We start from the raw sequence: 13,224 nt of genomic DNA on the forward strand, positions 1-13,224 counted from the left end.
GCCGGGTCGGCCGCGCCCGCGCTGTCATGGGTACATGTCCACCACACCAGTCATCGAAGTCGAACGGCTGAACCTCACCTACGGCGACTTCCACGCCGTCAAGGACCTCTCCTTCGAGGTACGACCCGGAGAGCTGTACGCGCTGCTGGGCACCAACGGAGCTGGAAAGACCTCGACCCTGGAGGTAGTCGAGGGACACCGGAGGCCAACCTCGGGCACCGTACGCGTCTTCGGGCACAGCCCCGACGACCGGAGAGCGGTACGTCCCCGAATGGGAGTCATGCTCCAGGAGAGTGGTTTCTCCCCCGACCTCACCGTCCGTGAGTCGGTCGGCCTGATCGGCCGGCTCACCCGGCGTACCGACGACGTCGACCGCGTGCTCGACGTGGTCGACCTGACCGGTCGAGCCGGCCGCAAGGTGTCCCAGCTGTCCGGCGGGGAGAAGCGGCGGCTGGACTTCGCCACAGCGGTCTACGGCACCCCGGAGCTGCTCTTCCTGGACGAGCCGACCACCGGCCTCGACATCCAGTCCCGCGACGCCGTGTGGGCGACAGTGGACCGGTTGCGGGAGAACGGTGCCACCATCGTGCTCACCACCCACTACCTGGAGGAGGCGCAGCAGCGCGCCGACCGGATCGGGCTCATGCACCAGGGCACCCTGCACCGCGAGGGCACCGTCTCCGAGCTGACCCACACTCTCCCCGGCGTGATCCGCTTCGCCCTTGCCACGCCTGTGCCGCCGCTACCGCTGCACGCGGTCGTCGACGCCGACGGGAAGGTGGTGGTCGAGTCCTTCGAGTTGCAGAAGGACCTGCACCTCCTGCTCGGCTGGGCGCAGGACCACGCCGTGGAGCTGCGGGACCTGGCGGCGGGCCCGACCCGGCTCGACGACGTCTTCCGCGCCATCAACAGTTGATTCGTTCTTCCGAGAGGTCCCTCACCGTGTTTTCCATCGCGTCCAGCGAACTGATCCAGATCTTCCGCAACCGGCTGGTGCTGATCACCAGCCTCATCATCCCGGCCGCGGTCTCCGCGTTCTTCGTCCGTCAGCACGAGACCTACGCCGACCTCGGGAGCCTCGGCTACATCGCCGCGATCGTGCTGTTCACAGTGGCCGCGTTCGGGCTCTACGCCACGGCCGTCACCACCCTGGCCTCCCGACGCCAGAACCTCTTCCTCAAGCGACTGCGCTCCACCGCCGAAGGCGACGCCGGTATCCTCGCCGGCCTACTGCTGCCCGTGGTCGTCCTCACCGTGGTGCAGGTGACAGCGATCCTGACCGCCCTGGCCGTGGTCGCCGGCGCACCGGCGAACGTCGCCCTGCTGGTGGTGGCGGTCCTCGCGACAGTGGCCATGATGATCGGGCTGGCGCTGGCCACGGCCGGCCTCACGAACTCCCCGGAACACGCCCAGGTCACCACCCTGCCCGTTACCCTCGGGGTGATCGCCATGGCCAGCTGGGTCGGCATCACCGGCACCGAGAACCTCGCCTGGCTCAAGCGGCTGCTGCCCGGCGGCGCGGCCACCGAACTGACCATGAACGCCTGGAACGGCGGCGTCGCCGTGACCGACTCCCTGCTCCTGCTCGCGCCCACGCTCGGCTGGGTCGTCGTCGCCGTCGCTCTGGCCACCCGACTCTTCCGCTGGGAGCCCCGCCGATGACCACCGATCCCCGGTCGGACGCCCCGACCCTTGTGGAAGATCTCCTGCTGCTCCTGTTCCAACCCAGGTCCGGGACCATAGCTGGAGAGAACACCCTCTTCTACGTCCTCGGCGGAGCCGTCCTCGCTGACCTCGCCCTCGGCGACCACCTGACCACGACGGACCGGGGACGGGTCAGCAGCGTGGCGGGTCACCCGCCGTCGGACGGCCTGCTGCGGCCGGCGTGGGACTACCTCGCCGAGAAACCCCGAGGGGTGCAGACGGCACTGGCGGCGATCGGTCCCGCCCTGCGGGCGCCGGTGTTGCAGCGGCTCATCACACGGGGCGACATCGACCAGGAGCCGCGTAAAGTACTCGGCCTGTTCCGGACGACAGCCCTGCGGGAGGGCCGAACCGAACGACGGCCCCGCCTGCTCGCCGACGTACGGCGGGTCCTCGTGGACGGCGCGGAGCCGCAAGCCCGGATCGCCGCGCTCGCGGCGCTGCTCTCGGCGAGCGGGACGCTCCCGCAGTTCGACAGCGAGATCCCGTGGACGTCATCGGTGATCAGCCGAGCCAAGGAACTCGAGCGGGGCGACTGGGGTGCCGACGCCGCGGCGGCAGCCGTTACCCGCACCGTGACGGCCACTGTCGTCAACAGCGCCGTCGTGTCCATCACCGTGCTACCTCGAAGCTAGAGGCGCGGCCGCCGTTCACTGCCTGGCGTTGGCCGGGTGCGGCCGTTCGGGAGGCTTACCCCTGGCGTGGACGGCGTCGGAGGCGGCGATGCCGGCGAGGACGATGACGGCGGTGACGGCCACGGCCAGCGGCGGCAGCAGGGTCATGAACGGCGAGGCGCCGGCAAGCGCCAGAGCGCCGACGATCCGAGAACGGGACACCCGGGCGAATACGGCATGTTCCACCAGGGCTCGCCCGATCAGGAACAGCATCGGTCCGCCGAGGACGACGAGGATCCACGCCGCGTTGGTGTGCCCGAACGGATGTTCGATCACGATTTCGTATCCGACGGCAACGGCGACGATCCCGGCCACCATGAGTACGTGCGCGAGGAAAGCCTCCCGGATGAGGTGCGCGGGCTCAGCGGCGGCTCTGATGGCTTCGGGCAACAACTGGCCCGCCCGGAAGACGTAGACGCGAAACAGCAGAACAGTGGTGATGAAAGAAACCGCGAAGGCTGCCGCGGCTCCGCCGCGCCGGAACGATGTGTCGCTGTAGGCCGAGCCGGTCGTCAGAATCAGTTCGCCCAGAGCAATGATGAAGAATTGTCGGTAGCGTTCGGACAGGTATTCGGCAAGGACGGGCCACTGCCGTTGGGTGAGGCGGGACCACGGCGCGGGATAGAACAGCAGCAGTGCCGCGCCGTCGATGGCGATCGCGATCGTCCACAGCAGGCTGCGGGCCAGATCCGTCACTATCGCGCCGGCGATCCACGGCACCGCCGACAGCGTGAACCAGAGGAACACTCCAGCCGCTCGGCGCTGAGCTTCGTGGCCGCGCAGCAGCGGCACGATGACCAGCCCACGAATGATGTGGACGGCGACGTACGCACCGGCGAAGGCCAGACTTCTGTCACCGAACGCCTGCGGCACCGCGACCGCCATCACCAGCGCGCCGAGCATTGCCGTGTAGACCAGCACCTGAAGCTGCGGCCGCTGCGGATCGTAGAGGTCGGTGACCCATGCTGTGACGAACCACAGCACCATGAAGGCCAGCAGCAACACCAGCGCCTCGCCAGCCTCGATGAGGACGATTCGCTGCTCGGTGAACTCCTCGACCAGCCGCTGCGAGACCCGATTGAGGGCAAAGATGAAGACCAGGTCGAAGAAGAGTTCCAGAAGGCTCGGTCGCTGCGGTTGCCCGGGTTTCCGCAGCAGCGCTGCTGCCCTTGTCGACATGGGCCGCCCATTCCTGCCGGCTTGGCCTATCCGGGTATTGGTACCACGCCGGACAGGTCGTCGAGTCGATACCCGAAGAATGCCGGCGGACCAGACACCTCTTGGTAGTCGGGTCGGTCCGCCACGGGTGATCGGCACGAAGCGGCGCGCTACGAGCACGGGGTTGCATCTCCCTTCGCGGGGTACGCCCGTTGCGCCACGCGGGCGCCGTCGGATCAGCCGAGCGGGTCGGTGTGCGCCTCGTACACGCCGGGGGCCGGTACCGGATGGATCAGCGACACGGGGGCGGGCGCTCTGGGGCTGACAGCGTCGTGGAACTGCGAGTGCACGGGGTTTCCGCCACCGGCCCGGATGACCTGCTGGATCGACCGCACGTGCAGCAGGTGGCGGGCGACCATCGGGGCGGCTTCTACCGGCCGCGGCCGGGAAACCACGGGGGCGGCGAGGCCGGCGGGGTGACGCTGGAGGCCTACCGCTGGAACAACCTGCCTGCTGGCAACGCGGTGCGAACGCTGTCGATGGTGATCCTGTTGCCCTTCATGCTGATCAACCTCGCCATCTGGATGCGTCCGGCCGGAGCCGGCTCCGACCCGGTGATCAAGGCCCTGTGCCGGTTGTTGGCGCTCACCCTGACCACGATGTACGTCCTGAGCATCGTGGGGATCGCACTGGATGTGATTGCGTGGAAGTGCATGTCCTCACCGGAGTGCCTGGCCGGACGCAGTTGGCTCTCCTGGCTCGGCGGGCGTCCTGCCGGACTGCGTCTGGCGGTACTCGCGCTGGTGCCGGCTGCGGCCATCAGCCTGGTGTGGGGGCTCAGCGCTCGCCCGGCGCTCCCGTCTCACGTCTTTCGCGCGGCAGGCCAGCCTCTTGCGGCGAACCGGCTCACCGCCGTCGGCCGGTGGGACAATGAGCCGCTGGTCGGTCGACTGCGTTCGATTCACGTCGCGGCGGCGTTTGCCACGCTGGACCTCAGTCTGCTCGGTGCCCGGGCCGCACAGAACCTGTCGGTCGGCACCGTCGCGCTGGCGGCAACTGCCGGACTCCTGCTGATCATGTGTGCGGTTCTGCTCTGCACCCCACCCCTGACCACGCCCACGGAGTGGCGGCTCGACCGGTTGGTCAGCGTGCTGCGAACGATCGCCCTCGGCCTGACCGTGCTGGTCTGGATCCACGTCCTGACCAGTTCGGCCTCCTGGCCGGAGCGGAACGGGCTGCCCGGTTACAACCTGACCGTCGTCGGGCTGTTCATCGGTCAGGCGGTGCTGCTGGCTGCCCTGGGGGCGGCGCGGTTCTGGCACCGGGGTAAGACGGATGTCCCGCCCGCGCTCGGGTTCGGCGCCCTCGCGACCTCCGTGGCCGCGATCAGTCTGGCGCTCACGTTCTCGGCTGAACTGCTCTATCGGGTGTCCGACGTCCTGAACCGGGGCGCGCCGACCGCGGAGGCGTTGATCACCAGCCCACCACAGGCCTGCATCTGGGCGATCCTCGGCTTCTCGGTGGCGGTGCTGGCGACGCTGGCCATTGCCGGCGTGGTGTCGGTGGCGTCACGACCGGGCCGGATCCGGGCCGCGTCCGCGATCGTCGCTCGTGACTTCCCAGACGCGCCGACCAATGCCACGCCGCGGCTGCGGCAGGTGCGCAGAACCCTGGCCCGCGCCCAGTTCACCGAGCGGCTGGTGCCGCTCGCGGTTGTCTACGCCTGCCTTGCCGGGATCGGCTTGGCGGCGGTCGCGCTCGGCCTGCTGCCGACGCCTCCCAGCGAACTGGTCCAGCGCTACGTCGGGCTGCCGGTCGGCTTCGTCGACTTCAGCATCGGTGTCGGCAGCTATCTGATCGCCGCCCTCATCATCGGCCTGGTCCTCGGCGGAATCTTCGCCTATCGCACCCCTGGATTCCGCCGGTACGTCGGCGTGCTGTGGGACCTGGGCACCTTCTGGCCCAGAGCCGCGCACCCGTTCGCGCCCCCGTGCTACGCCGAACGGGCCGTTCCCGAACTGACCTGCCGGATCACCCACCTCGTCGACTCCGGCAACGCGGTGGTGCTCACCGGACACAGCCACGGCTCCGTCCTGCTCGCCGCGACGGTGCTCCAACTGCCGCCACGGGTCACCGACCGGGTCGCGCTGCTGACCCACGGTTCGCCCCTCCGACGGTTGTACGCCCGACTCTTTCCCGCGTACGTCAGCGACGAGGTGATCCACGAGATCGCCAAGCGGGTGGACTGGCGGTGGGTGAATCTGTGGCGGGACACCGACCCCATCGGGGGTCGCGTCTTCGCGCCGCAACGACCCGACGAGGCACCCGGCGTATCCGACCGAGAGGCGACTGTGGACCGACGGCTTCGCGACCCGTACGGCGTCACACCTCCGTCCGGCGACATCTTTCCGCCACCGATCAAGGGACACCGCCCCTGCGAATCTGATGAGGCGTTCACTGAGGCGGTGCGTGACCTGGCCGACCGCCTCCGCTGAGCAGACGCTCGCGCGCCGGCTGCTCGGCGTCGTTCACCGGATCCGCCGTCCAGGGCATCGATCCCAGGGTGCCTGAGGCCTCGGCTGGTGCGGTCCAGACCCGAAGCGCCCCCGTGCGCCTGCACTGCTCAGAAGCTCCGTTACGGGTAGCGGACAGCCGACACCAGCACACAAGGTAGCTGACTGCGACCATGAAATCACTGCGCGCACACTCCTCTCCGACATGTTCCCGTCGACTGGAGGACAGATGCGTCTCCGATCGTTCGTCACCGCAACACTGGCCGCCGTCCTGGCCGCCGGCGCGCTCACGCCGCCCGCACCGGCCGTGGCGGCCACCGCCGACCGCTGGGGCTTCGCGTACGTCAAGGACCCCACAGTTCCGGCCTGGACCGTGCTGGACACCAGCCGGCAGTGGGGTAGCTGGAAGACCGCGTTCCCGGCCGCCTGGGCCGACGGCATCAAGCTCGCGCCCGGCCGGTTCCAGGTCCGCTTCCCGCAGATAGGTGCCAGCTCACGGGGCGTGCCGCACGTGACCCCGGTGAACCGGACCGGTCACTACTGCGAGGTGGTCCGCTGGTTCCAGTCCGGCGCCGACGAGATCGTCGACGTGCAGTGCCACAAGCCGGGCGGCACGCGCGACGACACCCCGTTCACAGTGCTCTGGACGACCAGCTCGGGCGTGCTGCCGGCCGGCACCTCCCACGCGTACGTGCAGTGGACCAGCGGCCTGGTGGCGCAGTCGTACAACTCCACCGGTGTCGTGAACACGGTCGGGCCGGTGGGCGTCGGGCAGTACCTGGTGCGGCTGCCCGGGGTGGGACTGGCCGGGGTGCTCGCCGGCAACGTGCAGGTCACCGCCGTGCAGCCGAACGCCGGTCCCCGCCGCTGCAAGGTCTACTCCTGGAGCGCTGTCGGCACCGGCGTGCAGGTGTACGTCTTCTGCTACGACCAGGCCGGCGCGTTCATCAACACCGACTTCGTCCTCTCGTACCACCGTCGGCGGCCGGTGATCGGCTCCCTCGGCCCGCCCTCGTACTTCGGCTACCTGGGTACCGCCGTCGGCGGGCCGACAAACGACAACTCGGTGCTCGGTGTCGGTGCGAACACGGTGGCACCGTTGGCGCCCGCCGGCCGCTACCTGGCGACCTTCCCGCAGGTCGGCATCAAGGAGACGCACGCCCAGGTGGTGGCGCAGGGCGCTGGCAGCAACTACTGCCACCTCACCCAACCCTGGACGTACACCACCAACGCCGACGTCGACGTCATCTGCTTCGACAACACCGGCGCAGTCACCCCGCACCGCTTCCTGGCCACCTTCACCTCCCGGCTCTGACGTCGGGCCGCGCCGGCGGTGGCGGACCCGTTGCTGCCGGCGCGGTAAAGGCCCCCGGACGTCATCGCAGGAGCGGGGCGAGGCCATCGAGGAGGCGTTGGAGGCCGAACTCGAAGAGCGTGTCCAGGCTCCAGACCATGTCGTCGGCGGTGATGAAGCGGGCCATCAGCGGGAGCCGCCCGTCGGCCAGGACCGTGCCGATCCGTTCTCCGTGGGCCGCCATCCACTGGGTGTCGGTCAGGCCGCTGTCCTGCTCGGCCTGCGCCTCCTCGGCCAGGTTCACCGCCGTGCCGCGCACGTAGTTGGCCACCGTCACCGCCGCCGTGAACTGTGCGTTCAGGTCGAGCCCGCGCCCGTCCAGGGCCCGCATCGCGAACTCGGTGTGGGCCATGGCGTGCGGGGCCGGAAGTGGCCGGGTAAAGGAGAGTGCCTGGGCCAGCCAGGCGTGCCGCCGGTACATCGCCCACTGCAACCGGGCGAAGGCCTCCAGGCAGGCCCGCCAGCCGTCGCGGTCCGGGGTGAGGGCCGGCGGCGGGTTGTCGGCCATGACCTCGTCGATCATGAACAGCACCAGCTCTTCGCGGTCGGCCACGTACCGGTAGATCGCCATTGTCGGAATGCCGAGCTGTCCGGCGAGCCGGCGCATCGACAGGCCGTGCAGCCCTTCGGCGTCGGCGATGGCCACGGCGGCGGCGACCACCTGCTCTCGGTCGGGGTCGGGTGCTCTACCCGCGCCGGCCGCGGCGACCACGGTGCCGACGCCCCGCATGGGCTCAACGAGACCCCGTTCGCGCAGGGTTGCCAGGACCTTCGTCGCGGTCGCCATCGCGATCCCGTACTCGGCCATGAGCTGCCGGGTCGACGGGATCCTCGCCCCGGGCGCAAGCTCGCCCGACGCGATCCGGTCCGCGAGACCGGCGGCGATCCGGCGGTACGGCGGTTCCTCCACAGCAGCCTCCCGTGCACTAGTGCAGTCACGGTACCCGGTAGACGAATACGGGGGCCAGCCTCACTGTTACCGGTTGCTAGTGCACTCATACGCTGTACGACATGACTGATTTCGCTCTTCTGACGTCGCTTCGCAGGACCCACGATGGCCCGGCGACCGCGCTGGACGGCGTCACCATCGGCATCGCCGCGGGCAGTTGCACTGCCTTCCTGGGCCCCGGAGGTCCGGGTGGGAGCAGCAGCGCCCGGGAGATGGTCGCTGCCTCGTACGCCAACACCGTCGTCTTTCGAGGAGTGATGTCATGAGTCTGCTCAGACGTGGGCAGCAGGGCCATGGCCTGGATGTGGCTGCGGAGAACACCGACGACGCCCGGATCAACGTCATTGACGCGTTGCGCGGGATTGCGCTGCTGCTCATCCTGCTGGTCAACGTGTCGTACTTCAGCTCCGGATACGCCTTCCAACTGGTCAGCGATCCGGCGTACGGTGCGCTCGACCGGCTTGTCGCAGGTGGGGTCGAACTGCTGCTCGCGATGAAGGCGTACCTGCTGTTCTCATTCCTGTTCGGCTACAGCTTCACCCTGCAACTCGACTCGGCGGCCCGGCGTGGGGCCGCCTTCGGCCGGTCGTTCCTGCGTCGGCTGTCCGGGTTGTTCGTGCTCGGGGCGCTACACGCGGTGCTGCTGTTCCACGGCGACATCCTCACCACGTACGCGTTGCTCGGTCTCGTGCTGCTCGCCGTTCGGCGGATCGAGCCGCGCTCCGCCTTGCGTGCGGCGGCGATCATCGTGGGTGTTCTCGCGTTCGTGGTAGGTCTGGCCGCGGCTCTTGGTGCCGCGGTGGTCCCGGATCAGGCCGCAGCGGTCGTCGCCGGTGCGCGTTCGACGGAGGCCCTACGCGGCGGGTTCGATGATGTCGTCCTGGAGCACCTGCGCTCGTTGCCGGCGATGCTCGGCGCACTTGCCGTGCAAGGGCCCTTGGCCTTCGCCGCGTTCCTCGTCGGACTGGCTGCTGGCAGGCACCGGTTGCTCGCCGCCGCGCACACCCGGGAGAACCTGCTGCGCCGATGCGAGCGGGTCGGCTATCCGGTTGGCCTGGCCGGCGCCACCGTGTTCGCGATCGGCGGCGGCACGGCGAACATGACGGGACTGCTGGTCAGCATCGTCACCGCGCCGTTCCTCGCGGCGGCCTACGCCGCGACTCTGCTGCGTCTGTTCACGCGGCGTCCGCGCGTCGCGGACGCGTTGGCACCTGCGGGACGCATGGCGTTGACGAACTACCTGGGCCAGTCGCTCATCTGCGTGCTCGTCTTCACCGGCGTGGGGCTGGGGCTGGCCGGCCGCACCTCGCCAGCGCAGACGCTGCTCATCGCCCTGACCATCTTTGTGGTACAGGTGGCTGCCAGTTGGTGGTGGATGCGACGGTTCCGGTACGGCCCGTTCGAATGGGCGCTGCGCGCCTGGACCCGCGGCAGGCGACCCGCCATGCGACGGTAGGCCCGACAGCTCTCAACCGGCTGCGCGCAGCCGGACGGCGATCCGCACCAGCATCACGAAGACGCCGCCGACGCGGCGAGTACGAGACGGCGGCAGTCAGCCGCCGGAGGGCCGGTGTGCAGCACTGGCGGCCGAGAGCCGATGACGGCCGAACGGCCCGGCGGTCAACCCTCCGCGGGAGGGTTGATCGCCGGGCCGCCCCGGTGACGAGCCGCTCGCGGCGGCCCGCTGGTCAGCCGGTCAGAGGCCTGCGGCGTGCGCGGCGGCGGTGCCGCCGACCACAGGTAGGACGATGTTGCTGCTCTTCAGCGCGACCTGAAGGTTCGCGGCGGTGGTGTCCGCCTGGCTGGAGTACTGCGGGTAGCTGGCCACGATGATCACGCCGATCCGGTGGCCGGGCTTGAAGACGTAGTCCTCCGGCAGCAGCGGGAAGCTGAAGTTGTACGACTCCCCCGGCACCAGCGGCACGGCGACGCGGATCGACTGCCGGTTCTGGGCGTCCATGATGCCCTTGGTGACCAGCTCGTAGTCGGCGGTGGCCACCCGCTTCGCCGTCTGCTTGTAGCAGCCGTCGTCGGTCGGGCTGCTCTCGCCCCAGCAGTCCGACGTGTCCAGGGTGATGATCCCCTCGCCGGAGGCCCGGTGCGCGACCCGCTCGTCGGTGCCGTAGTCGACCAGTATCGCCCCGAGGTTGGTGTCGGTCTGGTCGGCGGAGGCCCGCAGTTGCACTGTGGGTGTGCCGGAGATGTGCAGCGGCGCGGTGAGCGGCGCGGAGAGGAAGGCCAGCCGGTTGGGCTGCACCACGTCCGGGTTAAGGATCATGGTGTTCTGGCTCTGCGTGCGGCTGTCCTGGAACGCCCCGGTCGCCGGCTTCGCGGTGGGCACCAGCCCGAGACCGCCCGCGCCGGTGGTGCCGGGCTGCAGGAACACCTCGGTGTCGGCCTTGCCGGGGATCGGCCAGTCGGCGTGGGTCTCCCACACGTCGGCGGCACGCTCCAGGTCCACCCGGGGCTCGTCCATGATGCCGTTGGCGACGCCCTGCAGCCAGAAGTCGAACCACCGGTGCAGCGTCGACACCCACACCGCGCGGCGCGAGTCGAACGGGTCGACGTGGCCCTCCTGCGACAGCCACAGCTTGCGCGGCACGTTGTTCTCCGCCAGGGCGTACCAGAACTTGCTGAAGTGGTCCGGCCGGACGTTGTCGTCGTTGAGGCCGTGGTAGAGCAGGACGCTGGCGGTGACGTTGGGGACCTTCTTGACGTAGCTGCGCTCGTTCCAGAAGGACGTGTAGTCGCCGTGCTCGTCGCCGTCGGCGGCACCTATGGCGTCGCGTACCGGCTTGCAGTAGTCCCGGCGCTCCGGGTTGGTGACCGTGTTGGCCAGCGACGACACGTAGCTGTTGCCACGGGTGACCACGCCGTTGCTGCGCACGTAGTCGTAGTACTCGGTCGGCCCGCTGATGGGCACGACAGTGGTCAGGCCCTTCACGCCGGTCACCGCCGTGGCCATGGCCAGCGAGCCGTCGTACGACTTGCCGATCATCCCCGTCTTGCCGTTGTGCCAGTCCGCCTTGACGACCTCGCCGGCGGCGTTACGGGCGGTGGCCCGGCCGTTGAGCCAGTTGATGGCCTGCTTGGCGCTCAGGTTGTCCTGGTTGGCGTTGGTGGTGGGGCAGCCGGTGGAGTTGTTGGTGCCGACCATGTCCAGCAGGATGACCGCGTAGCCGCGCGGCACGAAGTAGTTGTCGTAGAACAGCGGCCACTTGTCGAGCAGCCCGTCGCCGTCGAGGTCCGCCTTGCATTCGGACTCGTTGCCTCGGCAGACGGTCGAGTAGTAGGGGCTCGCGTCCATCACCACGGGGGCCTTGAGCCCCTGCGCGGTGGCCGCCGGCCGCATCAGGTCGAACGCGATGATGTCGCGCAGACCGTCGTTGTCGCTGTCGAAGGTGGAGTCGATGAACAGGCGTTCCCGGATGGCGTCGGCGTAGCCGAACACCGGCTGGGTGACGCCGTCCTGGACGACTATCGACGGCGGGCCGTCCGCCGCCAGCGCCTGCGGCGCCGCGCCGAGGGCGGCGAGCACAGTCGCGGACAGTACGGCCACGCCTGTGCGCCAGCGCGTTCCCACTGTAGGCATGCAGTCTCCTTGATGTGTCCGAGGCTGCGTACGCTACGAGCCGGTTGTCTGTGCCACCACCTGCACGTGTAGGAACTTCGCCGGGTGTGGTTCGACGGGCTGCGTCTCTCGCCCGGCGGGCAGGCGCGCGCCGGGCACGGGAAGACCTCGGTGCGACGCCGACCGGTGCCGGGTCGGCGTCGCACCGAGGTGTCTGGGTGACGGGACTACGGCTGGCCGGCCAGCACCAGCTCCCGCAGCCGCCGGTCGAGTGTCGGGGCGTCCAGGCCGCCCGGCCAGCCGCGGAGCAGGGCGCCACCCTTGGCCACCAGCACGACGGCCGGCGGCTCCCGCACGGCGTACGAACGCCAGATCGTCTGCTGGTCGTCCAGGACGACCGGGTACTCCACCCGGTGGTCGCGGAGGTAGTCCTGGACCTCGTCGGCCTGGTCCGCGCCGGTCACGCCGACGAAGACCACCCGGTCCCGGTAGCTGCGGGCCAGCTCACTGAGGGCGGCCTGGTTGCTGGCGCAGGTGGTGCACCAGGAGCTGAAGAAGGTGAGCACGACGGGACGCTGCGCCCACAGCTCGGCGGCGACGAACGGTGTGCCGTCGGTCAGCGCGCCGGTGAACGCCGGGGCGGCCGGGGCGGTGCCGGGCGCCGGACGCAACGCCAGGTCGGCGGGGACCGGCCCGGGCAGCGCCGCCGCCCCTCCGGCGGGCGTCGGCGCGGGAGCTGGCTCTGGTGTGCTGCATCCGCCCAGCAGCGCCGCCGCCAGCAACAGTGGCAGAAGTGCCCGCCTCATGACGGGACCACCGCGACCAGCGCCGGGCCCTCACTGCTGTCCGGCGTCAGGTCGAGCGCCGGCCGGCCGTCCACCTCCAGCCGGTAGGAGGTTCGCTGCGGCACGCGCACACCGACGGCGAACTCGCAGTAGGTGGGCAGGCGTTCGACCCCCAGGTCCTCGGCGAAGGCGGCCACCGCGGTCCCCGCCGGCAGCTGCCCGCTGGCCAGCGCCGCTCCGTCCGGGTCGAGCACACGGAACGGCGCCCGGTTGTGAAAGTGCTGGTACGGACCGGTGCCGGCGCAGTCCACGCCAGCGGCCCGGATGTTGATGTCGCGAACCAGGACCCGGACGGTCGTCGGATCGACAGCCTCCTGGGCGGCGCCGACGGTGCCGCAGCCGGTCGCGCCGGCCAGCAGCAGGGGCAGCAGAGTCGTGATGCTTCGCCGCACGTCATCCTCCTTCCGTCCGCCTGCCGGGTCCGTGGCGGTCTACCGCCGCGGACCCGGCAGGAAC

Annotated in this window: 12 protein-coding genes; 7 read left to right on the forward strand and 5 right to left on the reverse strand. The window is 69.9% G+C overall.

The annotated features are described in order from the left end of the window. The first annotated feature begins 34 nt into the window (after window positions 1-34). Genes AB0K35_RS03615 through AB0K35_RS03625 form a run of 3 tightly spaced genes read left to right on the forward strand, consistent with a single transcriptional unit; the run spans window position 35 to window position 2,339 of the window. Window positions 35-916 carry an ABC transporter ATP-binding protein gene (locus AB0K35_RS03615; RefSeq protein ID WP_238667999.1) on the forward strand — a complete coding sequence of 294 codons (882 nt, stop codon included), beginning with the start codon at window positions 35-37 and terminating at the stop codon, window positions 914-916. 26 nt (window positions 917-942) lie between these two features. Then, a complete protein-coding gene (locus tag AB0K35_RS03620) occupies window positions 943-1,662 on the forward strand; it encodes a hypothetical protein (protein ID WP_238668000.1) in 720 nt (239 codons plus the stop codon). Beyond that, window positions 1,659-2,339, forward strand: a complete 681-nt coding sequence (locus AB0K35_RS03625) for a GPP34 family phosphoprotein (RefSeq protein WP_363883503.1) — start codon at window positions 1,659-1,661, stop codon at window positions 2,337-2,339. Before AB0K35_RS03620 ends, AB0K35_RS03625 begins: the two co-directional genes overlap by 4 nt. A 15-nt stretch (window positions 2,340-2,354) precedes the next feature. On the opposite strand, the gene AB0K35_RS03630 is transcribed toward AB0K35_RS03625, so the two are convergent. Then, complete coding sequence (locus AB0K35_RS03630; protein WP_363883505.1) at window positions 2,355-3,557, reverse strand: low temperature requirement protein A; 1,203 nt, start codon at window positions 3,555-3,557, stop codon at window positions 2,355-2,357. A 311-nt stretch (window positions 3,558-3,868) separates the two neighbouring features. Here AB0K35_RS03630 and AB0K35_RS03635 point away from each other — a divergent pair, with 311 nt between their 5' ends. Both AB0K35_RS03635 and AB0K35_RS03640 read left to right on the forward strand, forming a co-directional pair. After that, complete coding sequence (locus AB0K35_RS03635; protein WP_363883507.1) at window positions 3,869-6,031, forward strand: hypothetical protein; 2,163 nt, start codon at window positions 3,869-3,871, stop codon at window positions 6,029-6,031. A gap of 247 nt (window positions 6,032-6,278) precedes the next feature. Next, entirely contained in the window at window positions 6,279-7,364 is a 1,086-nt protein-coding gene (locus AB0K35_RS03640; RefSeq protein WP_357361654.1) for a hypothetical protein, read from the forward strand. A 61-nt stretch (window positions 7,365-7,425) separates the two neighbouring features. Here AB0K35_RS03640 and AB0K35_RS03645 read toward each other — a convergent pair whose 3' ends face one another. Beyond that, window positions 7,426-8,313 carry a TetR/AcrR family transcriptional regulator C-terminal domain-containing protein gene (locus AB0K35_RS03645; protein ID WP_363883509.1) on the reverse strand — a complete coding sequence of 296 codons (888 nt, stop codon included), beginning with the start codon at window positions 8,311-8,313 and terminating at the stop codon, window positions 7,426-7,428. Window positions 8,314-8,414: 101 nt separating this feature from the next. Between AB0K35_RS03645 and AB0K35_RS03650 the strand changes: the two genes are divergently transcribed. Next, complete coding sequence (locus AB0K35_RS03650) at window positions 8,415-8,618, forward strand: hypothetical protein (RefSeq protein ID WP_363883511.1); 204 nt, start codon at window positions 8,415-8,417, stop codon at window positions 8,616-8,618. Then, entirely contained in the window at window positions 8,615-9,808 is a 1,194-nt protein-coding gene (locus AB0K35_RS03655; RefSeq protein WP_363883513.1) for a DUF418 domain-containing protein, read from the forward strand. Before AB0K35_RS03650 ends, AB0K35_RS03655 begins: the two co-directional genes overlap by 4 nt. 240 nt (window positions 9,809-10,048) lie before the next feature. Here AB0K35_RS03655 and AB0K35_RS03660 read toward each other — a convergent pair whose 3' ends face one another. The 3 genes from AB0K35_RS03660 to AB0K35_RS03670 all read right to left on the reverse strand — a co-directional run bounded on the left by AB0K35_RS03660 (window position 10,049) and on the right by AB0K35_RS03670 (window position 13,160). Next, on the reverse strand, window positions 10,049-11,944 hold the full coding sequence (locus AB0K35_RS03660) for a CocE/NonD family hydrolase (RefSeq protein ID WP_238668009.1): 1,896 nt from the start codon (window positions 11,942-11,944) through the stop codon (window positions 10,049-10,051). Between the two features lie 206 nt (window positions 11,945-12,150). Then, a complete protein-coding gene (locus AB0K35_RS03665; protein WP_238668010.1) occupies window positions 12,151-12,729 on the reverse strand; it encodes a TlpA disulfide reductase family protein in 579 nt (192 codons plus the stop codon). Beyond that, window positions 12,726-13,160, reverse strand: coding sequence for a hypothetical protein (locus tag AB0K35_RS03670; RefSeq protein ID WP_112604180.1), 435 nt, complete (start codon window positions 13,158-13,160; stop codon window positions 12,726-12,728). Before AB0K35_RS03670 ends, AB0K35_RS03665 begins: the two co-directional genes overlap by 4 nt. Window positions 13,161-13,224: the final 64 nt, after the last annotated feature.

It is taken from the genome of Micromonospora sp. NPDC053740 (assembly GCF_040677775.1).
GTDB classification, from domain to species: Bacteria; Actinomycetota; Actinomycetes; order Mycobacteriales; family Micromonosporaceae; genus Micromonospora; species Micromonospora alfalfae.